The 26,429-nt window shown below is 66.3% G+C and carries 16 protein-coding genes; 10 read left to right on the forward strand and 6 right to left on the reverse strand.

The genetic code is table 11. The annotated features are described in order from the left end of the window. Nucleotides 1-34 precede the first annotated feature (34 nt). From OH491_RS17110 to OH491_RS17125, 4 genes are all read right to left on the reverse strand, one after another. Complete coding sequence (locus OH491_RS17110) at nt 35-3,037, reverse strand: glycoside hydrolase family 2 (protein ID WP_068770380.1); 3,003 nt, start codon at nt 3,035-3,037, stop codon at nt 35-37. 58 nt (nt 3,038-3,095) lie between these two features. Beyond that, nucleotides 3,096-6,365 carry a glycosyl hydrolase family 95 catalytic domain-containing protein gene (locus OH491_RS17115; RefSeq protein WP_084442181.1) on the reverse strand — a complete coding sequence of 1,090 codons (3,270 nt, stop codon included), beginning with the start codon at nt 6,363-6,365 and terminating at the stop codon, nt 3,096-3,098. Nucleotides 6,366-6,397: 32 nt separating this feature from the next. Then, nucleotides 6,398-8,683 (reverse strand): alpha/beta fold hydrolase, encoded by a 2,286-nt coding sequence (locus OH491_RS17120; protein WP_068770379.1) that lies wholly within the window; start codon nt 8,681-8,683, stop codon nt 6,398-6,400. 154 nt (nt 8,684-8,837) lie between these two features. Next, complete coding sequence (locus OH491_RS17125) at nt 8,838-9,923, reverse strand: hypothetical protein (RefSeq protein ID WP_068770378.1); 1,086 nt, start codon at nt 9,921-9,923, stop codon at nt 8,838-8,840. A gap of 164 nt (nt 9,924-10,087) precedes the next feature. Here OH491_RS17125 and dapA point away from each other — a divergent pair, with 164 nt between their 5' ends. From dapA to OH491_RS17155, 6 genes are all read left to right on the forward strand, one after another. Beyond that, entirely contained in the window at nt 10,088-10,975 is an 888-nt protein-coding gene (gene dapA / locus OH491_RS17130; protein WP_068770377.1) for a 4-hydroxy-tetrahydrodipicolinate synthase, read from the forward strand. Nucleotides 10,976-11,116: 141 nt separating this feature from the next. After that, nucleotides 11,117-11,848, forward strand: coding sequence for a 4-hydroxy-tetrahydrodipicolinate reductase (dapB, locus tag OH491_RS17135; RefSeq protein ID WP_068770376.1), 732 nt, complete (start codon nt 11,117-11,119; stop codon nt 11,846-11,848). 159 nt (nt 11,849-12,007) lie between these two features. Next, a complete protein-coding gene (gene ruvA, locus OH491_RS17140; RefSeq protein WP_068770375.1) occupies nt 12,008-12,619 on the forward strand; it encodes a Holliday junction branch migration protein RuvA in 612 nt (203 codons plus the stop codon). Nucleotides 12,620-13,251: 632 nt separating this feature from the next. Beyond that, a complete protein-coding gene (locus tag OH491_RS17145) occupies nt 13,252-13,701 on the forward strand; it encodes an IS110 family transposase (protein ID WP_068770374.1) in 450 nt (149 codons plus the stop codon). Between the two features lie 67 nt (nt 13,702-13,768). Next, nucleotides 13,769-14,170, forward strand: coding sequence for a transposase (locus tag OH491_RS17150; RefSeq protein ID WP_068770373.1), 402 nt, complete (start codon nt 13,769-13,771; stop codon nt 14,168-14,170). A 30-nt stretch (nt 14,171-14,200) separates the two neighbouring features. Then, on the forward strand, nt 14,201-14,437 hold the full coding sequence (locus OH491_RS17155) for a hypothetical protein (RefSeq protein ID WP_145928789.1): 237 nt from the start codon (nt 14,201-14,203) through the stop codon (nt 14,435-14,437). Between the two features lie 20 nt (nt 14,438-14,457). Here OH491_RS17155 and OH491_RS17160 read toward each other — a convergent pair whose 3' ends face one another. After that, nucleotides 14,458-14,664 (reverse strand): LysR family transcriptional regulator, encoded by a 207-nt coding sequence (locus OH491_RS17160; protein WP_068770371.1) that lies wholly within the window; start codon nt 14,662-14,664, stop codon nt 14,458-14,460. 206 nt (nt 14,665-14,870) lie between these two features. On the opposite strand from OH491_RS17160, the gene OH491_RS17165 reads away from it, so the two are divergent. Beyond that, complete coding sequence (locus OH491_RS17165; protein ID WP_068770370.1) at nt 14,871-15,056, forward strand: hypothetical protein; 186 nt, start codon at nt 14,871-14,873, stop codon at nt 15,054-15,056. A gap of 537 nt (nt 15,057-15,593) precedes the next feature. After that, the gene (locus OH491_RS17170) at nt 15,594-22,373 is read left to right on the forward strand and encodes an autotransporter outer membrane beta-barrel domain-containing protein (RefSeq protein ID WP_068770369.1); all 6,780 of its coding nucleotides are present in this window, start codon (nt 15,594-15,596) and stop codon (nt 22,371-22,373) included. Between the two features lie 182 nt (nt 22,374-22,555). On the opposite strand, the gene OH491_RS17175 is transcribed toward OH491_RS17170, so the two are convergent. Next, a complete protein-coding gene (locus OH491_RS17175) occupies nt 22,556-23,965 on the reverse strand; it encodes an FAD-dependent oxidoreductase (RefSeq protein WP_068770368.1) in 1,410 nt (469 codons plus the stop codon). A 114-nt stretch (nt 23,966-24,079) separates the two neighbouring features. Between OH491_RS17175 and OH491_RS17180 the strand changes: the two genes are divergently transcribed. Together OH491_RS17180 and OH491_RS17185 are read left to right on the forward strand one after the other, a co-directional pair. Beyond that, entirely contained in the window at nt 24,080-25,177 is a 1,098-nt protein-coding gene (locus OH491_RS17180) for a LacI family DNA-binding transcriptional regulator (RefSeq protein ID WP_068770367.1), read from the forward strand. A gap of 85 nt (nt 25,178-25,262) precedes the next feature. Next, nucleotides 25,263-26,183 (forward strand): dihydrodipicolinate synthase family protein, encoded by a 921-nt coding sequence (locus OH491_RS17185; protein ID WP_068770366.1) that lies wholly within the window; start codon nt 25,263-25,265, stop codon nt 26,181-26,183. Nucleotides 26,184-26,429 lie beyond the last annotated feature (246 nt).

A 26,429-nucleotide genomic window follows, 5' to 3' on the forward strand; every position in this document is an offset into this window, starting at 1 on the left:
TGGCCGGGGCGACGGGGCCGGAGGGAATCGCGGGTTACTGGTCGTAGCTATGGTAGTAGGGACGGAACACATCGCGCGCGGCGGCGGGCTCGCCGAAATACCGCTTGAGCGCGGCGGGCCACCCGGCGTCGAGCGGCAGTATCGAAAAGCGACCGCTGATGCGGGAAAGCGTTTCCAATTTTATCGTTTTCTCGGGCGACGTGAACTTGTTGCCGAGGCCGCCGATGACGGCGTTGTGGCTGAGAAGGGTCTGCGCGCCCGCGCGCTCGACGGCCACGTCGGATGCATCGGTGGCAAGCGCCACGCCCGCGCCGCCGGGCGCGGTGAGCAGCGCGAGTTCGGTCGCGCGGCGGTTGCCTTGGAAGCGCAGGTCTTCGCGGCTGAGGTGAAAGAGGCCGAACTCGTTGAGGCGGTCCTTGCCGGGATAACCGGCGTAGGGGCCGTCGCCAATCCAACGGAATTCCGTCAACTCCGGCGGCAGCACGAGCGAAAGCCCGGCTTCGGCGAGCAGGCCTTTGGCGCCGGCGGGGGCGTAGTCGTAGTCGATGGTGATGACGCCATTCGACGCAATGCGCGCGGTGTAGCCGCCGGTGAGGGACTGGCCGGGGTCATCCGGACGCGGGTAGCGTCCCGAGACGGTGAGGCGCGCATCGTCGCCGTCCCGGGTCACGGCAACCTCGGGAGCGTCGTTGCGCGCGAGTGTCGAAATGAGCCAGAGGCCGTTCTTCGCGCCGCTGTTTTGCTCCGCCATGGTGGGTTTGCGTCCGACATGCGGGAGGACGCCGGAGACGAGCGGGCGCCCGGAGCGGTCGCGGATGCCGAGCTCGCCGGTGGCGCGCGAGACCTCGAGCGTCCAGCGCGCGTGCGTGACGGTTATTGTGCCGCCGTCGTCGCGGACCAGCGGCGCGGATGCGGACGGCAGGCGGGCGAGCCAGTTGTTTGTGGCCGCATGCGGGAGACCCAGCCGGATGACGCGTTCGTTGATCTGGCGGCCCTCCTCGTCGAGGCAACGGGCTTCGAGCGCGAGGATGTCTTCCGTCGCATCGGCGGGAATGTCCAAGGCAAGTTGCACGCGCTCTTTTTCCCGGGCCGGGGCGCGGAGCGGAATGGCGCCGCGCTCAAGTTCGCGGTCGTTGCGGCGCAGCGACCAGACGAGTTTCATGCCGGCGAGCGCGCGGAAATCGTGACGGTTTTCGATCGTGAGCAGGAGCGTGTTTTTTCCCGGTTGCACAGCGAGGGCGCGCTCCGCGATCTGCACGGGGGCGTAAACTTTGCGCACGTGCCAGTAGTCGGTCTGCGGCGTGCGGTCGGAATACACGATGCCGTCCGCCCCGTCGTAGCCGTGGGTGTCGTAATAAAAATGCTGGTCGAGCCAGACGTGCTTCGTGGGTGCGTCGCGGTCGACGGCCTCGGCGCTGCGGCGGAGGATGCCCTGGTCCATGAAATGCCAGATGGCGGCGCCGGCATGACGCGGGCTGGCCTGCATGATTTCCCATTGTTCCTGGATGCGGTCGGTCGCGAGGCCGAAGGCGTGCGCGTATTCGGTGAAAATGACCGGGCGGGTCAGCCTGGTCGCATACTCGCGCACGGTGGCGGTGCTTGGATAATGCGGGGCATAGATGTCCACAAACTCCGGGATGCGTTCGTAATTTTTGCCAAAATAGCTGCCGATTTTCGGGATGCAGATGGGCCGCGTCGGGTCGAGTTGCTTGGCGAGGCGCCCGGCGTCCATCTCGATTTCCGTGATCGGGTTTTCGTTGCCGATGCTCCAGATGATGACGGAGGCACGGTTTTTGTCGCGGGTGACGGCGGGCTCGACGCGCGCGAGGATGCGGTCGCGGTATTCGGGTTTTTCGAGGTGCTGCTCGCCCTTGCCAATGGGAACTTCGCACATGACGTAGAAGCCGAGTTCGTCGCAGAGTTCGATGAAGCGCGGATGCGAAGGATAGTGCGAGGTGCGCACGAAATTGATGTTGGCCTGCCTCATCAGTTCGAGGTCGCGCCGCATGTGCGCCTCGGTGACGGCGCGGCCCGCGTCGGGATTGAGATCGTGCCGGTTTGCGCCGCGCAGTTTGACGGGGCGTCCGTTGAGCAGCAGCACGCCGTCAACGATCGAGATTTCGCGCAGGCCGATGCGTTCCTCGATCACCTGGAGCGGGCGTCCGCCGGAAGCATGCGCGAGCGAGATTTGCAGGCGGTAGAGCGAGGGCGTTTCCGCCGTCCAAAGGAGCGGCTGCGGCACACGCACGGTGGCGGCGTTGAGGCCGCCGGGCTGGCGCGGCAGTTCGGACTCGGCGGCGAGCGCGCCATCGGGCGCGAGCAGGCGCGCGTGAAGCGCGGTGGCGGAGGACGCGTCCGATGCGCGCACGGTGATGTGCAATTCGGCGCTGCCGTCGGGGGCGAGTGCCGTGCTCGTGGCCAGGTCCTGAATGTGCGTCGATGGCACGGAAAAAAGCGTGACGTCGCGATAGATGCCGGAGAGCGACCAGTCGTCGTTGACGTCGAACTCCCATCCGGGCGGCTTGGTCGTCACTTTGACCGCGAGCACATTGTCCGCATCCGGGCCGGGCCTCAGCGCGGAGGTGATGTCGAAGGTATTGGGCGTGTAGGCGCCGGCCCGCGACTCGCCGACCTTCACACCGTTGACCCACGCCTCGAAACCGTAGGCCACGCCGTCGAAACGCAGGCACACGACGCGCCCGTGCCAGTCAGACGGGACGCGAAAGGCGCGGCGGTAGAGGCCGAGGCCGGTTTTCAAATTCAGGTCGTAGCCCGGCTCGGCGAATCCTTGCAGCTCCCAGTTGCCCGGCACGCGGATTGACTTCCATGCGGCGGTGCCGAATTCCGGCGCGAAAAAACCCGCGTCGGCTCCCGCGTCGAGCGCCGCGATGTATTTGAAGGACCATGCGCCGTTGAGCGATTGGGTGAAGGCGGCGTCCCGCGCCGGATACACCGGCGCGGAGAAGAGGAGGGCGGGCGCGGCGAGGGAAAGCGACAGAAGAAGCGCGCGGGTGATTTTGTCGAGCGGGAGATTCATTGTTGAGATGGTTTTGAAGGCATGTAGGGGGCTGCCGCGGTTCGTGATGCCGGCGGTCTCATTCCAACTGCCGCAACGCGCCGTCGAGCCGGATGAGCTGATCCCTGGCGGTGGGGACATCCAGCGCGCGGCCGGCGTGGCGGACGTGGAGCGGGTTGCCCAGCAGCGAGCGGATCGTCGCCGCGGCGAGTTTGCCGCCGCGCCAAGTCATCGAGACCTCGAAGCCGCCCCGGGCGCGCAGGCCGGTGACGGAGCCGTCGGGCCACGCGGCGGGCAGCGCGGGCAGGAGCTGGATGAGATGGCCGGCGGCGTCCGGCGCGGCGTTTTCCGGGCGCAGGTGGCTTTGCAGGAGCATCTCGGTGATGCCGGCGGTGGCCGCGAAATTGCCGTCGATCTGGAAGGGCGGGTGCGCGTCGAACAGGTTGACGTAGGAGCCGCCGCCGCCGGATTTTTCGCCCGCGGGATCGACGCGGCGGAGTTGCTGGAGGATCATTTTGTGCGCGTGGTCGCCGTCGAGGAAGCGCGCCCAGAAGGCGATTTTCCACCCGAGCGACCAGCCGGTGCCGTCGTCGCCGCGATGGCGCAGCGATTGTTGCGCGGCCTTGAAGAGCGCGGGGGTGCGCGGGGTGATTTCATCGCCGGGGAAAACGGCCCAGAGGTGCGAGACGTGGCGGTGCGTGTCCTTCGGGTTGTCGAGGTCTTGCAGCCATTCCTGAAGCTGGCCGTGCCTGCCGATGCGGTCGGGCGCGATGCGGGCGCGCGTGTCGTCGAGCGTCCGCGCAAACTCCGTATCCTGTTTCAGGATACGAGCGGCCCGCGCGGTGGTCTCGAAAAGCGCGCGGATGATCTGGCGGTCCATCGCGGGACCCATGACGAGGCCGCCGTGCTCGGGCGAGTTGGACGGGCCGCTGACGAGCGCCCCGGTTTCCGGGTCGGGAGTAAGGTTTTGCAGGAAAAACTCGCACGCGCCCTTCATGAGCGGCCAGGCGCGGGCGCGCAGGAAGGCGGTGTCGCCGGTGTAAAGGTAATGCTCCCAGAGGTGCCGGGCGAGCCACGCGCCGCCGACCGGCCAGATGCCGTGGTTCGAGTTGTTGATGGGGGCGGCGCCGCGCCAGAGGTCGGTGTTGTGGTGCAGCACCCAGCCGGGCGAGCCGTAATGGACTTCCGCGGTGCGCGCGCCCGTGACGGCGAGGTCGTCGAGCATGGCGAAGAGCGGCTCGGCGCACTCGGCGAGGTTGGCGGGCCCGGCGGGCCAGTAGTTCATCTGGGTGTTGATGTTCACCGTGTATTTGGAGCCCCAGGGCGGATGGATGCGGTCGTTCCAGATGCCTTGCAGGTTGGCGGGCTGGTCGCCGGGGCGACTGCTGGCGATGAGCAGGTAGCGCCCGTATTGGTAAACAAGCGCGATGAGGGCGGGGTCGGGCGCGGTCTGGATGCGAGCGAGGCGTTCGTCGGTGGGGAGCGCGGCCGCGGCGTCCGGCGTTTGGCCGAGGTCGATGGCCACGCGGCGGAAGAGCGCCTGGTGGTCGGCGACGTGGCGGGCGAGGAGCGCGTCGAAGGTTTTTCCGGCGAGGGCGTCGCTGTTGCGCGCGGCTTCGGCCTCGGGATCGCCGGAGACGTCGTTGTAATTCTTGAAACCGGTGCCGGCGGTGACGATGAGCATGGCCTCGTCGGCGTTTTCGACGGCGAGACCGGCGGGCGTGGCGGTGACCCTGCCGTTTTTGGCGACGACGCGGAGTTGCACGGCGAAGCGCGTGCCGTCGTCGCCGACGTGTCCCGTGAGGCGGATGGTCGCGGGATCGATGACGGCGGCGTTGCTCGCGGCGTGGGGGGCGGCGAGATGCGCGGTGAAGGTGACGCCGCCGGGCCTGTCCGCGGCGAGGCGCTGGACGATGGCTTTGTCGGGATGGCTGGCGAACACGGTGCGCGCGTGCGCGGCGCCGCCGGGCGCGCCGTAGCGCACGCCCGCGGTCGCGGTGTCGAGGTCGAGGTCGCGAATGTAGCCGCGGATAGGCTCGTTTTTGAGCGCGGGCTGCCGGATGACGAGGTCGGCGAGGGGTTGATACTCGCTCTGGCGAAGCGGCACGCTCATGAATTTTTCCATGGCGAGCTTTTCGGCCTCCTTTTGTTTTCCGGCGAAGAGCAGGCGGCGGAGTTCGGGCAGGATGGCGGCGGCCCCGGGGTGGGTGTAGTCGCGGGGCCCGCCGGTCCAGAGGGTGTCGTCGTTGAGTTGCAGGCGCTCCTCCTCGATGCCGCCGAAAACCATCGCGCCGAGGCGGCCGTTGCCGATGGGGAGCGCCTCGTTCCAATAATTCGCGGGGGCGCGATACCAGAGGGTCGCGCCGTTTGACGGCGGGACGGCCCCGGCAAGCGCGTCCCGCTCCCGAAAGGACGGCGCGGGAAAGCCGGAGGCCTTGGCGTAGTTCGGTAGTTGTTTATCGGATACGTTCGCCCGGAGCCACGCGGCCATCTCTCCGCGCCAGTCCGGGGCGAATTTTTTCCAGTCGCCGATGCGGTGCTGTCCGCCGGGGATGATGAGCAGGTCGCAGGTCGCGCCCGCGCCGCGAAGGCGCGACTGGAAATTGAGCGATTGCTGGAGCGGGACCGTCTTGTCGGCATCGCCCTGGATGACGAGGAACGGCGGCGATTGCCGCGTGAGGCTGATGTTGTTGATCGGGGCGTTTTTTCTCAGGAGCGCGAGTGTCGCGGGCGGGAGCGGATTTTTTTGCGCGGGGAGGTCGAAAAGATTCTGGAGCGAGGTGCTGAGGCCGCCGCGCGCGGGGAGCTCCTGCTCGAAATCGGTGACGGGCGCGCAGCCGACGGCGGCCTGCACGCGGGTATCGTCGTCCTGCGCGCCGGTGACGGCGGCGAGGGTCGCGAGGTGCCCGCCGGCGGAGTAGCCGACGAGGACGACACGCTCCGGGTCGCCGTTGTAGTCGCGGGCGTGCGCCTTGACCCAGCGGATGGCGGCGCGGACATCGTCGATGCACGCGGGCCAGCGGTGCGCGGGCGCGAGGCGGTAGTCGATGGCGACCCAGGCAAAGTTGGCCTGCTCGAGGACATCGGCCCAGAGGGAGATTTCGGGGGAGTTCTTGCTGCCGCGCATCCAGCCGCCGCCGTAGAGGAGAATCGCGATGGGGCGCGGCCGGCCGGAGGCGTCGGGCTTTGCGGCGCAGGCGTCGAGTCGCAGGCTGACGCCGTTGACGTTGGCATATTCAATGCCGGTCGCGGCGGGGGCGGCGGAAAAGAGCGCGGCGCGGAAAACGAAAAACGACGAGAGCGCGACAAGGGCGCGGGCAAAGATGCGCGGGAGGTTCGCCATTTTCATGCTGAAGCGGGCGGGACGGTCTTATGCGTGGTTCAGTCGGAGAGATTTTCCCGCATCCACTTGATGGCGGCGTTTTGCGTGGCGGCGGCCAGGCGTCCGTAATCGTCGGGCTCCTGCAAGCCGAGCCTGGCGGCGGCGCCGGATTTTTCGTAGGCGCGCCGCGCCCGGTCAACCGCCGCGCGCACATCGGCGGGACTGGCGTCGCGGTCCCGAAGCGGCTGCACGATGAGCACGGGGCGCGGCGCGGCGAGCGCGATCAGGTCCTCGTAGTCGTAAGGCAGGCGCGCCTCGTCGCCCGCAAACAGGCCGAGTCGCGGCAGCAGGCCGTGCTGGTGGCTGTAGCGCGTCATGCCGCTCATGCCCCGGCCGGGCGTGTCGGCGCGCATGGGAGTGAAGCCGCAGATCGAAACGGCGCCGTGGATGCGCGCGTCGAGCGCCGCCGCGTAGAGGCCGACCGTGCCGCCGAGCGTGTAGCCGAAAACGGAAATGGCGTTCGCATTCACAAGTTCGTCCTTTTCGAGCGCGTCCACCGCGCTGCGCACGTCCTCGACCATTTTGCCGAGGCGCGACCAGCGCGGGTGGCGGTCATAGAACGGCGCGGCCTCCGTCCAGCGCATGCCGTATCCGGATTGGTCATACGCGAGCACGGCGTAGCCCGCCTTCACGAGCGCGAGGATCGGATGCAGGTCGCGCCGGTAAACCCACATGTAGCCGAGCGGATGATGAAAACCATGCAGCCAGATCACCGTGGGCAGTTTCGTCCCCGCGGGCGTGTCCGCCGGATAATACAAGTCCCCGGTGACACCGAGGCCGAAGCGCAGGCGGCGCGAGGCAACCGCGTTTTTCTCGGGCTCGAGCCAGCCGTATTCCTGCCCGCCGGCGGCGATGACCCATGCGGGCACGTCGGGCGCGAGCTGGCCCGGGTTTCCCTCGCGGCCCTGCGCGACGACGGTCGGGCCGGGCGGCGGCCCGCCCCGACGCGGCGGGAAGAGCGGCGGCGGTTCGGGCAGCAGCGGCGGGGCCTCGCCGAGCATCCACCCGACGGAGCGGCGAAGCCCGGCGGCGTCGAAATCCCGCCCCGCTTTCGCGGCGTCGTGGGCGGGGAATTTTTCGAGGTCGATTTTTTCGCCCGTGCGCGCGCGCCATTTTTCGAAATTCCACGGAAACACAAAATCGTTCACCCATTTTTTCGGCGCGCGGCCGAACTGCCGGTCGAGCCAGTCGATGCATGCCTCGGGGTCGTTGCTGCCGTGGAAGCCGGGCACGTGCAGCAGGCCCAGCCGGTCAGGCCGGCCGAGGCGCTCGTAAACCGCCTGCGCCGACGCATGCGCCTGCTCGATGGCCCAGCCGTTGGCGACCTGGTCGTTCAGGCCCCACTCGCTCAGCGCGGCGCGCGGCGCGATGAGCGCGAGCAACAAATTCGCATCGACGGGCAGGCGGTCCTCGCGTCCGGAGAAAAAGCGCAGGCGCGGCGAGAACCACGAGGGGAACATGCGCGTGGTGCTCTCGATGCTCTCGCCGCCGCCCCGCTCGCCCGCGAGCCGCCACGGCAGCAGCCCGCCGACGCCCGTGCTGCCGGCGACGAGCGCCGCGATGCGCGGGTCGAGCGCGGCGGCGATGGCCGCCATCTTGCCGTCGCGCGAATAGCCGAAGATCGCCACGCGGCCCATGTCCGCCCGCGGCACGGTTTCGAGATAATCGAGCACGACCTGCGCCAGCCAGGCGCGGCGGGGCAGCGTCGCGAAATCGTAATCGGGGTAAAGCTCCTGCAACGCCGCGGCATCATCCATGCGGTCGTTGCCCGCGAAGCCCGCCGAGATGTAGCCGCGCCGGACGAGCATCCGCGCCCAGCCCGCGAGGTTCGGGCTGATGAGCACGGGGAGTTTTTCCCCGTCGGCGGCGTCGGGAATCACGAGCCGGACACGCACGCTGCCTTTGCCCTGCGGCCCGAATTCGACGCGGACGTTGCGCGTGGTGCAGCCGTCGGCGCGCGTCTCATCGAGCAGCACGATGCCGGAAATGGACGGCTTGGGCGGAAACGTGCCGGTCACATATTTTTCGAAAAGCCCGCGGATCTCCGCCCGGCGCGCCTCCCAGTCCGCATCGGTGCGCACGGGGCGCCCGTCGGCAAAGCGCAGCGGATCGGGCAGGAGATTCGAGCGCGGCAGCGCGTCGAAATCAGGCGGCAGCTCGCCGGTTTTCTGCTGCCACGCGGTCCATTCGGGGACATCGGGCAGCGCCTGCCGCATCCATTGCAAATGCGCGGTGCGCTCTTCCGGCGTCATCGACTGCGCGATGGCGGCGCCCGCGAAACACAAGACAGAGATAATCAGGGGAATCTTCATTCTGGGGAGCAGATCACGCCAAGTGAAGCCCGGGGCCGCGCGGAAATCGAATGCGGAGTCAGCTTACAGTCCGATGCGATGCATGCCGGGCTTTTTGCACGAAAAAGCCGGCTTTGATTGAAGCGTCCTAAAACCGGTTCAACTGCGGAAAATATTTTCTGTCGTCGATAATGGGGGCGGTCATGGGCGCATTGCCATCGGCCGGCTTGGCCGCCTTGTCCTCCGGCGTCCGAAGGGCCGGATTTCCGCCATCCTGCCGCGCAGGCGTTTGATCGGGAACCGGCGGCTGGTTGGTCACGCCCGGCGCGGCGGGCGCGGCCGGAACCGGCAAAGGGATGTCTTCCACAAACGGGTTGTTCGCAGCCGCAGCCACCGCGGACAAATCAAAGACCGCTGCGTCCGGCGCTCCCGCCGCCGACATGCCGGCAAACACGCCTGCAGCCTTGCCCGGCGCGAATGACGGCGCGCCCGCGTCGCGCACACCGGCGGTCGCCGCGCCGCCGCCTCCTCCGAACGCCGGAGTCCCGCCCGCGCCGGCGTTCAACAGCGCATGATCGGCCGGCGTGAGCCAATTCGCGAGATAGGAGGAAAACGGGTTGTCCGCCGTTCCCGCCCCGTTTGCGCGGTTGGCCTCGCCGCTGCCGCCCGCGCCCGCCGTCGCGGAAAAGCGCCCGCCGTCCGCCGCCGTCCGCTTTTCGGGCAAATCTCCGGTCAGCAGCCACGCCTGCACCTCGGCCTCCGTCCAATCCTGCATCACGCGCGTCGTGTCACCCGGGGAAAACATCCCCGCCTCCGTTGCCCGCCGCCGCAACTCCGCTTCCGTCTCGCGCTGCCGCACGCCATCGAGCAGCCAGTTCTGCGCGCGCAGCCGCTCCACCGCGGCGCGCTGCGCCCCGGCCGGACTGCGCCCGTCCTGGCGCGACTGCGCCGCGTCGCCTCCGGGAAGGCCGCGATCGATCGCGATGGTCGGCAGCGCGGACGGATCGAGCGCCGGACGCTCCTCCGGCACCGGTCTGGCATCCGCCGTCGGCGGTACCGGGGCGGCGACCCGGGCCGTCCCGCCCGCGGCACCGGCCGCATCGCGTCCCGCCGCGTCCGGCGCCGGCCCGGTTCCCGCTGCGCCGGGGTTGCCGGCGTCCTGCGCCCACGCAAAGCCCGCCGCCGCGCAAAACACGGCGCCTGCCAGTGCACGAATTTGCCGGTTGAATCCCATGCGCGGACGGAGCAATGAAAACCACACCCTGCCGCCCTCGCACCCTAAAGGCAAGTTTCCCCGGACGCCGCCCCGGCGCCACCTTTTGATTGCCAGCCGCCGCCCGCCGCCGGTTAACTCGCTGCTCGCGCAAGCCGCGCCCTTCCTTCACGCTATTGCACACCATGAAACTCCGCCCGCTCACCGGCGCCATCACCGCCCTCGTCACCCCGTTCAAGAACGGAGCCGTCGCGTTCGACGAATTCCGCCAGCTCGTCGAGTTTCAGATAAAATCCGGCATCCACGGCCTCGTGCCCGTCGGCACCACCGGCGAATCGCCCACCCTCTCTTACGAGGAGCACATGGACGTCATACGCGCCGCCATTGACGCCGCGCGCAAGCGCGTCCCCGTCATCGCCGGCACCGGCTCGAACTCCACCCGCGAGGCCGTCGAGTTCACCCGCCTCGCGCACGAGGCCGGGGCCGACGCCGTGCTCCTCGTCGCCCCCTACTACAACAAGCCCAGCCAGGAAGGGCTCTTCCGCCATTTTTCCGAGATCGCCGAGGTCACCAGCCGCCCGATCGTCCTGTATTCCATTCCCGGACGCTGCGGCATCGAGATCGGCGTGCCCGTCGTCGAGCGGCTCCGCGCGAAGTATCCGCATGTCCGTTATATCAAGGAGGCCGGCGGCACCGTCGATCGTGTGGACCAGCTCAAGCGCGCCCTCGGCCGCGACATCACCGTGCTCAGCGGCGACGATTCGCTCACGCTCCCGTTCATGGCGGTCGGCGCCGAGGGCGTCATCAGCGTCGCGTCCAACCTCATCCCCCGCGAAATCGCGAAACTCGCCACCCTCGCGCTTGCCGACAACTACGCGCAGGCCGCGAAGCTTCACCGCCGTCTCTACCCGCTCTTCAAGGCGCTCTTCGTCGAGCCCAATCCCGTGCCGGTGAAGGCCGCCATGGCCCGCGCCGGCCTCATCACCTCGGCCGAGGTCCGCTCGCCTCTCTGCGACATGGCTCCCGCGAACGAAAAGCTCCTCGCCGACGTCCTGAAGGAGCTGGGCAAATGAAAACGGCGTGCGCGCGATGCGCGAAGTGACAGGTGGCAAGTGACAAGTAACAAGTAACAAGAAGAAGCCAGCGGGGCGCGGTAGCGCCCCCCCCCTTTTTTTCTTAATTTTTAATTCCTAATTATTAATTCTTAATTTCCCATGAACATCGCCCTCATCGGAGCCAAAGGCCGCATGGGCCGCGCCATCACCGACGCGGCGCAACAAACCGGCCACGCCATCGCCGCCGCGCTTGATGCCGGCGACGACATCCCCGCCGCGCTCGCCGCCGCCCGCGCCGATGCCATCATCGACTTCAGCCACCACAGCGCCACCGCCGCGAACATCGCCCAGGCCGTCGCGCTCAACACCCCGCTCATCATCGGCACCACCGGACACCCGGCGGACGAAAAGAAAAAGCTCCTCGCGGCCGCCGCCGCCGTTCCCTGCGTCTGGGCCGGCAACTACTCCGTCGGCGTCAACCTTCTCTACGCCCTCACCCGCCGCGCCGCCTCCGTTCTCGGCCCCGACTACGACGCCGAGGTGATCGAGATGCACCACCGCTTCAAGAAAGACGCGCCCAGCGGCACCGCCGCGCGCCTGCTCGAAATCATCCTGGAGGAACGGCACCTCGCCGCCGACGCCGTCCGCCACGGCCGCGAAGGTATCACCGGCGAGCGCACGCCAACCGAGGTGGGCATGCATTCCCTGCGCGGCGGCGACGTGGTCGGCGACCACACTGTCATCTTCGCCGCGCTGGGCGAGCGCGTCGAGCTTACGCACAAGGCCTCCGACCGCGCCATCTTCGCCCGCGGCGCCCTCCGCGCCGCCGTCTGGGCCGTCACCCAAAAACCCGGCATCTACGACATGCAGGACGTGCTCGGCCTGACATAAACGCGCCGGGCGCCAAAACCCGTTTCCATCTCCCATCCCTCCGTTCTTTCCTCTTTCCTCTTTCTCTTTTCCCAAGGGTTGGAATGGGAGAAAGAGGAAAGAGAAAGAATAAAGAGGAAAGATTTGTGTATCCGTAACTTTAATACATTTTGCAATCGCATGATCACCTCCATCCAGGGACTCCTCGCCGCCGCCACGCCGCTGCACGCCACCATTGAAATCAACGGGTTGGGCTACGAGGTGAACATCCCCGTCACCACCGCCGAAAGGCTCCCCGCCGCCGGCGGCACCGCGAAGCTCCACACGGTCGTCATTTACCGCGAGGATTCGCAGACCCTCTACGGTTTCGCCACCGCCGAGGAACGCGATTTCTTCCGCCTCATGATCGACCATGTCAGCGGCGTCGGCCCGAAGGTCGCGCTCACCATCATGAGCAAGCTCTCGCTGCCCTCGCTGCGCGCCGCCATCAGCTCCGGCGACATCGCCACGCTCGCGAAATGCCCCGGCATCGGCAAAAAAACCGCCGAGCGCCTCGTGGTCGAGCTTCGCGCCAAGGTCGGCCCCGCCGGCGCGCCCGCCGACACCGCCGCGCCGTCCGCCGACGCACCGGGGGGCGCGCCCGCCGGGGACACGCGCATCCACGACGCCGTCCTCGCCCTGACCGCCCTCGGTTACAAAACCGCCCAGGCCGACGAAGCCGTTCGCCGCGCCGCGCTCACGCTCGGACCCAAGGCCACCACCGAGCAGCTCATCAAAAAGGCGCTGGGGTAAACCTTGGGGAGCGCGCGCGTCCCGCGTGCCGGCTTGGGCGCCCCGCCCGCGAAAGCCACGCGCGTAGCGCAGGCATCCTTGTCTGCAAATTTTGCGCGAATAAGTCGCTTGTAATAGCGGACTTTGTTGGTGGTTAATAGTTTATAACAGGAAGAAGGTGGCAGATTGACACAAAGAGGGGAAGCAAAAAACACCATTTTTGGCAACTTTTTGGCAACACTCCGGATTTCCGGCAAAGATGCCGCCTCGCTTGCATCCGAATATTGAATACAAAATTGAATCCAGGCTGTATAATGCGGGAATCCGTCCGTATCGGTGTTCCGCTGATCAAAAACCAATAAGTTTTGGGGAGGGGTGCAGGGGAGGGGCCGACAGGCCCCGCCCCCGAACCGAAGCTGAAGGGTGACGACGCCGGGGAGCGGCTTTTAAGCCGACCCGGGGGCGGATCGGCGCCAAATTTGCCGACCGGTCACGGGACGAACAGTCCGCCCATTCCTGCGAGGAATACAAACCAAGCTAATCGCCCGCGACCGGAAGGCATCGGCAACGGCCATGCATACTCAGCCACCGGCGTCACCGACGACACAAGCGATACGATCTGCAGCCCGGGGCCGCCAACCCAAAAAACATCCATGAAAACCAACGATGATTACGCGGCCCTGGTCGGTCTGGACTGGGGCGACACCTCCCATAGCTTCGCCGTGCTCAAGCCCGGCGAGACCAAACCGGTGCGCGGTACTGTGGCCGCCACCTCCGAAGACCTGCACGCTTGGCTCGAACAACTCCAGCAGACCTGCGGCGATCGTCCGGTCGCCCTGGCCGTCGAGGCCGGACGCAACGGCCTGTTGCACGTCCTGCTCGAACACCCGTGGCTGACGGTTTATCCGATCCACCCGGCCACCAGCGCGCGCTTCCGCCTGGCCTTCGCGCTCTCCGTGCCGAAGCAACCCGCCAGCGCGCCCGCCACCCGGGAGCTGGCCGCGCTGGTCGAGCAGCGGTGCGGCGCGGTCGATCACCGCACCGCCCTGCTCAACCCGCTTGTCGCCCTGCTCAAGCGCGTCTTTCCCCGGCTCTCGCGCTGATCGGCGACGATCCGGCCGCTCCCCTGGCTCTCTGGCCTTCCTGCGCCGCTTCCCCTCGCTGGAGTCAGTGCAGAAGGCCGGTGCGACGCGTCTGCGCGAGTTTTACCGGCGGCACAACGTGCGCTCGGCCGAGTGCATCGAGCAACGCGTGGCCCTGCTTGCCCGTGCCCGCCCCCTGTGCACGGATCGGGCGCTGTTGAGCCCGGCCGCGCTGGAACTGGCCCGCCTGGTCGACCTGCTTGAGACCGGGGCGCGTCACATCACCGCGTATGACCAGGCCATAGCCGAGGCCTTCGCCGTCCACCCCAAGGCGACCCTCTTCGCGACGCTGCCCGGTGCCGGCCCGGTGCTCGCCCCCCGACTGCTCACGCTCTTTGGCGAGCGCCTCGAGCGCTACCCCGACGCGGCCTCGCTCCAGAAGTATGCCGGGGTCGCCCCGGTGTGTGAACGCAGTCAGGGACGCGTGTGAGTGCATTGGCGCTGGGCCGCGCCCAAGTTTTTGCGTCAGAGCCTGGTGGAATGGGCCGGCCAGACCGTGCCGCGCTGCGCTTGGGCGAAGGAATACTACCTGCGCCAAAAGGCTGCGGGCAAAGGACACCACGCCATCCTGCGCGCACTGGCTTTCAAATGGGTGCGCATCCTGTGGCGCTGCTGGATGGACAACGTGCCCTACGACGACGCTCGCTATCTCGCTGCACTGGCCAGACGCTCCTCCCCCTGCCTCCCCCCATCCTGAAAAAAACGTCTGAAAAAAACTCAACATAACCCTTGACTGGAACACCTCAGCTTTTGGTTCGGACGGCGGCGTCCGTTGTTGTTCGGGCTGGCGCTGTTCGCACTGGCGTCGGCGGGCTGCGCGAGGGCGGGTTGATCGGCTGGCGGGTGGCGATGGCGCTCGGCCGCCCGGGTGAAATTTCCGGTCTCGACCACGGCGACGAGATAGCGCAACTGGTGAATTTCCATGCGAAAAGTTTTAATTTATGATTAATATAATCAATGATTTGTGATTATATTCCGGCTCGAATTTAATTTCCGTCTTAAACGAATATAGTTTTTTCCTATAAACTCAATAGAAAGCAATTATTTTCCCTATTCCAGAGGTGCTGTATCATATGGGTATCCCGCATCCCGTCATGGGAGGCGGTTAACCTAAAAAGAAAGCAAACAACATGAAAACCAACCGCTTGATTCCTGCTCTCGTGCTCGGTGGCTTTGCGGCCATCGTCGCGGTCCTTGCGACTGAGGACACGGCCATCGGGATTGAGAGCCTCCTCGGTTATGGAGCCGTCGCTTCGCTCCTCGCCGTGGCGGTCATCGATTATGGGCGTGACCTTCGTCACTCCCGCAATCGTTGAGCGATTGTTTTCTTAGTAGAAACCACAAGAACGGGCCCCCGCAGAAATCCGGGGGTCTTTTTCATGGCTGTTATTCACGCGAAGACATGAAAGAATGACGAGTGAAGGAAAGGCATCGGGCGGCGGATGGCCCGGATCATGTCAGACCATTCACTTCGTTTATAGACGCCTTTTGTAATTTTCTCTCCGCGGCCTGCGTCTTCACGTGAATCATGGCTATTCAAAATAACGTGAAACCCTGAAAGACATCGTTCCGGGCGAAGTGGGATCCTTCGGGAGCAGACTCACGGAACTGTATAAAATAAAGAGAGTTTCTGATTTTCTGCTGCATGCCTGTTCTTATGCATAATATTTTCATTATAAATCAAGAATGCTTCGATTTTTTATTTAAATGTCAATTTACCAGCAGAAAGAGATTATCTTATATCAATGATTACTTCTATATCATATAGTAGAACCAGATTTGTGCTGCCGAATAAAAAAACCGCTTCTTCATCGGTCGCATGCCTTAATCCATTTCCTCAATTACCGATCGCCATGAATCCAGCCTGCACCTATCACACAGAAACACGTCCGGTTTCCGGGTATTCCCGGCCCGATTCGCGCCGCCGCCATGCGTCCGCGCTTTTAGTCCTCGCCGCCCTCGCCCTCGCGCCGCTCGCGCACGCGGGGCTCATTAACAACTCCGGCAACGACATCGACGGCGTCACCCTCACCGCCGCCGACGTGCTCACCAACACCGGCACCATCTCCAACACCGACAACGCCGTTTACGCCAGCGGCCTCGCGGTCGAGGTGCACAACCAAGCCGGCGCGCTCATCGAGGCTGTCGGCACGAGCAACCAGGCGTCCGGCATCATCGCCGGCGAGCTCGTCGCCACCAACGCCGGCGTCATCACCGGAACCGGCTTCGGCATCCTCATCCAAACCGCCGGCACTGTCACCAACCTCGGCACCATCGTCGGGTATGCACAAACCGGCGTCCAGTCCCAAGGCACCCTCGTCCTCAGCAACTCCTCCTCCGGCCTCATCCAAAGCAGCGGCGGCGTCGGGGTGGGCCTCGCGCTTGGAGGCACCATTGTGAATGCAGGCACCATTGCCGGTCTGGGCGGCGGGCGCGACGGCATCTGGTCCGGCGGAGCGCTCGCGCTTACCAACAGCACCGGGGCCCTTATCCAGGGCAGCGACAACGGCGTGCAGTTCATCGGGGGAACCATCATGAACTCCGGGGCCATCGTCGGGCTGGGCGGCGGAGGCATCTGGGCCGAGTCCGGGGCCCTGATCGAGAACACCGGGTCCGGCCGCATTTCCGGCGCCACCCACGGCATATGGCTGACCGGCGGCACCATCGTGAACGCCGGCACGATCGCCGCCGACTACGGCGTGATTGGCTACGCCTTTCCCGTCAGGGTAGAAAACACCGGCTTGGCGAGCGGCACGACCGTCGGCGTGTATCTGGACGAAGGCGGAGTGCTCGTGAACACCGGCACCATTGCCGCCACGGCGGCCGTGGAAGGCTACGGTTTTGTGGCCTACGGCGAAGTCACCGGCACGAACCACGGCACGATCAGCGGCAGCACGGCGGGCGTGTGGCTCGGCGACGTGGACGAATCGGGAACCTATCCGGTCAATGCCAGCATTGCCAATGCCGCCGGGGGTACGATCACCGGGGGCACCTACGGCATCTACGTCGCCGCCGGCACGGCCGTCATCACCAACTCGGGCAACATCCTCGTGAGTGACACGGTGAACGGGTGGGGCGTTTACATCGCGGGGGGCACCGCCAGCGTGACCAACGCCGCCACCGGCACCATCGCGCAGGGCGTTTACGCCGGGGGCACCATCTCGGTGGTCAACGACGGCGTTATCACCGGCCAGGGCGTTTACCTTGGGACCGACTCCGTCTTTACCGGCACCGGCTCGATCCTCGCCGACACCGGCACCGCCCTCACTCTTGCCGCCGGCGTGAGCCACACCAACGCCATGACCGTCACCAGCTCCCTCGTCGGCGTTTACCTTGCCGACGCCGGCGCCCTCGTCAACAGCGGCACCATCACCGGCACGGGAAACGCTGGCGTGCTCGCCGAGACCGCATCCGTGTTCGTCACCAACTCCGACGCCGGCCTCGTCACCGGCGGCAGTTACGGCGCGCGCTTCGCCGCCGGCGGCACCTTGGTGAATAGCGGCACCATCACCGGCACCGCCGCCACCTCCGTCGGCGTTTATTCCGCCACCGCACTCACTGGCACCAACCTCGCCGGCGGCTTCATCCAAGGCGGCCTCTACGGCCTGCAAAACCATGGCGGCACTTTCTTTAACTCCGGCATCATCCACGATACCGGCGCCCACGCTTATTACGACAGCGGGACCGGCGGCCTCTACATCAACTCCGGCACCACCCTCGCCGACACCGGCATCGCCGTCTACTTCCAAGGCACTGGCACCTTCGTCAACGAAGCCTTCGGCCTTGTTGCCGCCGGCGATACCGGTGTGCAACTCAGCCAAGGCGGCAACGTCATGAACTCCGGTGTCATCACCGGCAGCGGCGGCGTCGGGGTGGGCCTCGCGCTTGGAGGCACCATTGTGAATGCAGGCACCATTGCCGGTCTGGGCGGCGGGCGCGACGGCATCTGGTCCGGCGGAGCGCTCGCGCTTACCAACAGCACCGGGGCCCTTATCCAGGGCAGCGACAACGGCGTGCAGTTCATCGGGGGAACCATCATGAACTCCGGGGCCATCGTCGGGCTGGGCGGCGGAGGCATCTGGGCCGAGTCCGGGGCCCTGATCGAGAACACCGGGTCCGGCCGCATTTCCGGCGCCACCCACGGCATATGGCTGACCGGCGGCACCATCGTGAACGCCGGCACGATCGCCGCCGACTACGGCGTGATTGGCTACGCCTTTCCCGTCAGGGTAGAAAACACCGGCTTGGCGAGCGGCACGACCGTCGGCGTGTATCTGGACGAAGGCGGAGTGCTCGTGAACACCGGCACCATTGCCGCCACGGCGGCCGTGGAAGGCTACGGTTTTGTGGCCTACGGCGAAGTCACCGGCACGAACCACGGCACGATCAGCGGCAGCACGGCGGGCGTGTGGCTCGGCGACGTGGACGAATCGGGAACCTATCCGGTCAATGCCAGCATTGCCAATGCCGCCGGGGGTACGATCACCGGGGGCACCTACGGCATCTACGTCGCCGCCGGCACGGCCGTCATCACCAACTCGGGCAACATCCTCGTGAGTGACACGGTGAACGGGTGGGGCGTTTACATCGCGGGGGGCACCGCCAGCGTGACCAACGCCGCCACCGGCACCATCGCGCAGGGCGTTTACGCCGGGGGCACCATCTCGGTGGTCAACGACGGCGTTATCACCGGCCAGGGCGTTTACCTTGGGGCCGACTCCACTCTCACGGGCACCGGCTCGATCCTTTCCCCCACCGGCACCGCCCTCATCCTTGCCGCCGGCGTGAGCCACACCAACGCCATGACCATCTCCGGCTCCCTCGTCGGCGTTTATTTCGAGGGTGCCGGCACGTTCGTCAACACCGCCACCATCACCGGCTCCGCCCGCTACGGCGTGCTCGCCGAGACCGCGTCCGTGCTTGTTTCCAACACCGCCGGCGCCCTCATCCAGGGGGCCACCGGCGTGAACCTCGCCGTCGGCGGCACGCTCCTCAACGCCGGCGCGATCACCGCCACCAGCGGCACCGCGCTCGCCGCTGCCGGCGGGGCCCTCTCGCTGCTCAACACCGGTACCATGACCGGCGATGTGGTCAGCACCTCCACCGTCACCAGCGCCACCCTCGCCGTCGGGAGCAAAATCGTCGGCGCCCTCACCCTCGACGGCGCCGCCTCCACGCTCACCCTCGCCGCCGCGACCGGCTCGCAATCCCACGCCGCCGCCGTCACCGGCAGCACCGCGTTCACCGGCACCCTCGTAAAAACCGGGGCGGGTGTGTGGAACCTCGACTCTCCCGCCGCGAACCTCGCGGGCCTCGCGCAAAAAGCCACCCTCGTGCAGGCCGGCACCCTCGCGGTGGACTGGGCCACCCACCAGCTCAACGGCGCCGCCGCCGGCGTCATGGTGGACGCCGGCGCAGTCCTGCAAATAAACCAGACCGGCACCGCCACCGCCACCATCAGCAGCACGCTTGCCGGCGGCGGTTACATCGACCTGGTGAACACCTACGCCGGCGCCGCCGGGCGCTTCGAGCTGGCCGCCACCACCGGCGGCGCGTTCACCGGCACGCTCGGCGTGCGCGGCCTCACGAACACCGGCAGCCTCCTTTTCAATGACAACGCCACGGCCGCGCTGGCCGGGGCCACCCTGCGCCTCGGCGCGCTCGGCTCCGTCACGCTCGACGCCTCCGGCACCATCCACGGCCTCGACTTCGCCGGCGGCCTCTTCCTTGTCGAAAGCGCCACCGTCGGCGGCACCGCCACGCTCCACGCGCTCACGGTGGACACCCTTGCCGGCAGTTCCGGCACCATCGGCGTTGCCACCGCCGTTCTCTCCGGCCTCGACCTGACGCCGTCCACGCCCACGCTCGCCGGCGGCATCTTCGATACGGACGCCAGCGCCGAAGCCCTCAACCACGCCCCCGTCATCAAGGTGACCGCGACCGGCGCTGCCTCGCTGACCGAAGGCGCCGTTTACATGGTGGTGGATGGCAGCACCGGCTTCACGATTTCCGGCTCCGGCTCCGGCAGGCACGCCTTCTACGCCGCCGCCGGTGACATCGTCGTCGGCAATGTGGTCAACGCCTACAAAGGCGTATATCACGGCACCGCCTCCACCGGCACCGCCGGCATCTACCTCGATTACGGCGTAACCTCCATCGAAAGCACGCACGCCACCGTCGCCGTCACGCTCGACCCGACCGGTTCGGTGGACAAGACCCTCAGCCTGCTGCTCACCGGCACGGGCGCGGGCTTCACCTTCACCGGCACCGACACCGTCACCCTCGCGCAGAAGGCCGATTACACCGGCGCGACGCTCATCACCGGCTCCGCCGTGCTCAAGGCCGGCGTGGCCGACGTGATCGCCAGCAGCACAAGCGTGACGCTCGATGGCGCGAGCACCGGCTTCGACCTCGGCGGTCACGACCAGACCGTGCATAATCTCTCCGGGTCCGGCAGCATCGCGCTCGGCGGCAATGCGTTTATGGTTGGCAACAGCACAGGGTTCAACGGCATGCTGGCCGGGCCGATTACCGGGGCTGGGAACTTCACTCTCGCCAGCGGCGAACTCACCCTCGCCGGCGCGAACACCTACACCGGCACGACCATCGTGCAGAGCAACGCGACCCTCATCGTGGGCGCCGGCTCGACCTCCGGTGCGCTCGCCGCTGCCAGCCGTGTGTCCGTGGCCACCGCCGGCACCCTCGCCTTCTGGCGCTCCGACGCGACCACGATCAGCAACACCATCACCACCGCCGCCGCCAATAGCCCGTTCCCGGGCGGCGTGGTGGAAATCCGCGCCGGCAGCGGTGACGTTGAGCTGAGCGGCCCCGTCGCCGGCGGCGGCACGCTGGTGCAAAACGCCGCCGCCGCCACCGTGCTCACCGGCGCGAGCGACATCAACCTGCGCGTGAACGCCGGCACGGTGCAAATCGGCACCGGCGGCGACACCGGCAACGGCTGGGCGACCGACACGCTCGCCCGCTCCGTCACGCTCAGCGGCGCCGACGCGAAACTCGTGCTCAACCGCTCCGGCAACTTCACCATCAGCACCACCATCACCGGCGCGGGCCGCGTGGACATCATCGGCGGCGGCATCACCCTGCTCAATGCCGCGCAGACCTACACCGGCGCGACCTTCGTGCAAAGCGACACCCTGCGCGCCGGCGCGGCCAACGTGCTCGCCGCGAGCAGCGGCCTCACCCTCGACGGCGCCGTCTTCGACCTCGCCGGCCGCAACCAGACGCTCAAGGCCCTGCACGGCGGCGCCCCCGTCGCAACAGTTTATGGAGTGCCGGCCTTCATTCCCGTCGCCACCGCCAGCAGCGGCACCATCCTCTACCACACCGCGCCCGGCATGGAGGAGGCTTACGCGACTCTGACCACCGATGTGCTCACCGGCGCGCTCACGCATCACATGAACGTGGACGTGGCGGGCCGGCTCAGCGACAAGCTGCGCGTGACCACGTTGGCCACCGGCACGCACCACATCGAGTTCCACCGCACGACCACGACGGAGATCGACGACGCGACACACATCTACGCGCTCGACCTGCTCGAACTGCCCCACGCCGCCGCCGGCATCGATCCCGGCCTGACCATCACCTCCGGCACCATCGAGATGGGTGCGCACACCTACCAGCTTTATCCTGGTGACGGCGGCTCCATCATGCCCGGTAAAAACACGTGGTATCTGTCCGGCGGCGATGCGCGCAGCCGCGCCGGCGACGCGATCTACTGGACCGCCGGGGTGGCCGGGCTCGACTGGCACTATTCGCTGGACAGCCTGCGCAAGCGCATGGGCGAGTTGCGCATGGGCGGGCTGCCCGAAAACGGAAACGTGTGGGTGACGGCCAACACCTACCGGCTCAACGCGGGCGGCGGCCTCGCCGGGGACGGCTTCACGCAGGACAGCTTCGGGATGACCGCAGGCGGAGACCGGCGCATCGACCTGTCCGGCGACCTCACGTTGCTGGCCGGCGGTTTCATCTCCTTCGCGCGGCACGAGCGGGACTTTGAGCGCCACGGCAGCGGCGAGACCTCCGGCTTTGGCTTGGGCGGCTACGCGACAGTGCTGCACAAGGACGGCTGGTATGGCGACTTCGTGCTGCGCGCCGACCGCAACAGCAACAAGCTGCACTCGCAGGCGGTGGACGGCCTTGTGACCGACGCGCGCTACGGCAGCGAGGCGGTGGGCGCGTCGCTGGAACTGGGCCGCTACGTGGCATCGGGCAACCTCTGGCTGGAGCCCTCGGTGCAGATGGCGCTGGCCCGCCTGGGCAGTGAGAGCTACGACACGGAGCGCCAGACCGTTTACCACGAGCCCATCCATGTGCGCATCGACGGATCGACGGCGATGCAGTATCGCGTGCAGATGCGCGGCGGCGTGGATCTCGGCCGCTGGCGTCCCTATCTCCGCGTGGCGGAGGTCAAGACCGACACGAGCGGCGGCAAGCTGCATGTGGAAGGCCGCGAATGGACGCCCGGCTTCGACGGCTGGCGTTTCGAGGCCGGCCTCGGCGCGGCCTACATGATAGACCCGGAAAGCCAGTTGTATTTCGATTATGAATACAACAAGGCCGACGCCTACGAACGCCCCTGGTCCCTGAGCCTCGGCTACCGCCGGGCCTGGTAAGGGGAAAATTACGAATGCCAAATGACGATTTCGGGGCTGCCGCCCCAACCACCGGCGCGGTAGCAAAGTAGCACAGACATTCCTGCCTGCCGTCGAAACAGAAGGCGCGAAGCGCCGCTGGCCTTTTTCTTTTTCCTGAGCAAAGCCGCGCTTCGCGCGATAAAATTAACCACGGCAGCTCGTCAGCGGGTCGCCGTGCCCTCAGCCGCGCCCATCATCAGCGACGCGCTGTTCCATGGCGCGCCGTATTCGGGCGCGGTTTCCATCCAAGGCATCTGCGCGCGCACCCACTTGCCGGGGATGCCGACAACATCGCCGCCGGTGCGCACGGCCTCGGACGAGGCGATGCCGGCGGCCTCACCCAGCGCATGCATCGTGGCCATCACGCGGACCGCCGCCGACGCCTCATGCGTCGCGGAAAGCGCGCGGCATGGCACGACGAGATTCGAGCAGTCCCTGGTCACGAGGCAGCGGAACGGCACCTCATACCAATCGCCCGGCGGCGGCGCGAAGCCGCCCCGCACCGCGCCTCGACCTCCCACCGCCTGATGCACATCCTGCGCGCCCTTGGGATTGTGAATGTCTATAAAATAGGTGGAGCGGGCCACGCCGTCCTCGAACTTGCGGCCGTCCACGATGTCCTGCTGCGTGATTGTATATAAGCCGTGGATGTGACGCGTCTCGCGCACGCCGACCTGGCAGGCGACTTTTTCGAGATGCGCATGACTGAAGCAAGGCACATTCTTTATCAGCCAGCCGGCGAGCAAAAAGGCCTGGCGCCGGCCCTCCATCTCCGCGCGGGACAAATCCTCGGGCGACAGGCCGGACGCCTCGCTGACCCGGGTCATGTTGAAATGCAGCACGCCGGCGCGCGGGTAATCATAAAAATGCACGAAATTCCTGTAGGGATAATGCAGTTCGCCGCTCGCGAGCGCTTTCTGGAAATAGGGCTCGACCAAGGCGCGCGCCTCGCGGTGCGTCTCGCAACGATACATTGCCTCCTTGTCCACATTGGCCATGCGGAAACTCGTGGTCATCGCCTGCGTGAGGTTGTCCTCCGGGCGGCCGATGTCGAATTTGCAGCCCGCCAGCGCGGCGAGGTCGCCGTCGCCGGAGCAATCTATAAACGTGCGCGCGCTGAATGCCGTCGTGCCGTTCTTGGAAAGCACGTGGACGGATTTTATATAACCACGTTCCACGCGCGCGCCGCTCAGGTAGCTGTGGAACCGCACGATCACGCCCGCCTCGGCGAGCATGCGGTCATAGACGCCTTTCAGGTATTCGTCGTCAAAGGCGTAGGTCGTGAGCCGCGAGCCGAATCCTCCGCCCTCCGCCAGCAGGGTGGAAACCTCCTTGAAAATTCCGCCGATGATGGAGCCCTTTTTCACGCTGTGGGCGCCGGGATATTCGTGCCCCGACCAGGGATTCACGAGGCCGGCCGTCGCCATGCCGCCGCAGAACCCATAACGCTCCACCAGCAACGTGCGCATGCCGCGGCGGGCCGCCGCGATCGCCGACGCCACGCCGGACGGGCCGCCTCCGCAAACAATGACATCAAAATCGAAACCGTTTTCGTCGGGGATTTTCTTCATCGGGAATGCCGGGATGCTTGGCGGAGCGTCCGCCCGTGAAAACCCTTTGGCCACTTTCCGTGTAAAGCGTTTCGGAGGTTGCCGCGCGCGAGACGATGATGGAAAAACATTGCCATGTCAGTTACCCGACGGCTTTCCCAGCGCGACCTCGCCCGCATCGCGAAGGTCTCGCACACCACGGTCTCGCTCGCGCTTCGCGACGACCCCACCATCTCGAAGGAGGTGCGCGACCGCATCCGCGCCATCGCGGTGCAGAACAACTACCGCCCCGATCCCGCGCTCGCCGCGCTCAACGCCTATCGCCTCGGCAAGCGCGTGGTGCCGTTCCAGGGCAACATCGCCTGGATAACGAACTTCGAGCACAAGGAGGACTGGCGGCGCATGATCCAGGCCGAGGGCTATTTCGAGGGCGCGCGCAAACGCGCGCAGGAGCTCGGCTATAATCTGGAGGAATTCTGGGTCGGCAATCCGAAGCTCTCGGCCAGGCGCGCCTCGCAGATATTGATCTCGCGCGGCGTGCGCGGCATCGTCGTGGCACCGCTCCCGGCCGCCGGCGAAATCGCGCTGGAGTGGGACCAGTTTTCCTCCGTCGCGATGGGTTATTCGCTCACGAAGCCGAAACTGCACATGGTGATGAACCACCAGTCGCGCAACATGCGCATCCTCGTGGCGCGGCTCGCGGAGATGGGCTACCGGCGGATCGGCCTCGCGATGCCCGGGCATGTCGATTCGCGGGTCGATCACAGTTACCTCGCCGGTTTCTGGATCGGGCGGCATTTGCAGCCGGCGGATGCAAAAAAGATCCCCGAGTTGCTGGCCGAAAACTTCGACGAGAAGACGCTCGGCATTTGGTATGACGCCAACAAGCCCGACGTGATCATCACCTCGGCGACGAGCGTGTATAAAGTCATCGACTGGCTGCATGAGAAACGCCTGCACGTCCCGCGCGATGTCGGCGTGGCGGTGGCCGCGACGCCGTTCGGCGACTCGGTGATCTCCGGTGTGAGCGAAAACGTGCACATGATCGGCGCGATGGCGGTGGACGCGGTGGTGGCGATGATCCATCGCAACGAGACCGGCGTGCCCGCGCAACCCACGCGCACGCTTGCCGAGGGCGTCTGGTCGCCAGGCAACACCATCAGTGTGCGGAAGCCCGCATCGGAAAAGCAGATGGGCGGGGGCATGCGCCGGAAGCTGCAATCCGGCGGATGAATCCTACTTTACAGAGACAATGAAACCGCCCTTCAACGGGCGTAAAAACTTTCCCAGTCTTTCGAGGACTTCCGAAAGACAACCCATGATTACCTCGCCCAATTCGTCCGTCCGGGGCATGCCATCCGGCATCATTGTCCCCATCATCACACCGTTCGACCAGGATGGGTCCATCGACTGGCCCGCCTACGAACGCGTGGTCGCGCACGTCATCGCCGGCGGGGTGGACGCCATCTTTGTCCTCGGCACGACTGGCGAAGGCCCGAGCCTCACCACCGCCGGACAGCGCGATCTGGTGAAAGCCACGCAAGCGCACGTCGCCGGGCGCTGCGCCGTGTATGTCGGCGTGACCGACACCAGCCTGGCCGAGTCATTGCGCATGACGGAGCACGCGCGCGACTGCGGCGCCGATGCCGCGGTCATCGCGCCCGCGCCCTATTTTCCGGCCACGCCCGCCGGGCAGATCGCGTATTTCTCGGCTTTTGTCGAGAAATCGACCCTGCCGGTGATATTATATAACATTCCGCAGATGACGAAGGTGAACATCGATCTCGGCGCATTCAACGCCCTGGTGGACGACAAAAAGATCCTCGGCGTGAAGGACAGTTCCGGCAACATGGTGTATTTCCAGCGCCTGCAACACATCGCCCGCCGCCGTCCGGACTTCTCGATGCTCATCGGCGCGGAGGAACTGCTGGCCGAAAGCGTCCTTATGGGCGCGCATGGCGGAGTGACCGGCGGTGCAAATCTGTTTCCGGAATTATACCGGGATCTTTTCGCCGCCGCCAAAGCGCGCGATTTCGACACGTTGAACCGCCTGCAAACCCGCCTGATGACCCTGAGCTGCAAGCTCTACGCGTTCTCCGGCGGTGGTTATATCATCCAAGGCATCAAGGCCGCGCTTGCCGCCAGGGGGTTCTGCCAGCCCTGGGTGCAGCCGCCGATGCTCCCGGCTGACGCGGCTCTCAAGGCAACGGTCGCCGAGCTGGTGAAAGAATTCAGCTAGTCACCAAATATAGCAGACACAATGAAACACCCAAAACTCCGCCTCCCCCCAACGGGAATAAACGTGATCGCCGCCGTCACGGCCTTCATGTGCGCCGGCCCGTTAGCCGCGGCACCCGACGCGGGCGGTCCGATCCGACCAATGGCAAGTGAATCCATCCTCGCTGAATCGCCCGACGCGGCTGATGTCTCGCTCTATACGCCGAGCATCACCCGGCTGGATTCAGGAAGACTGGTTGCTTCTTAT

It is taken from the genome of Termitidicoccus mucosus (assembly GCF_038725785.1).
Taxonomy (GTDB): Bacteria; Verrucomicrobiota; Verrucomicrobiia; order Opitutales; family Opitutaceae; genus Termitidicoccus; species Termitidicoccus mucosus.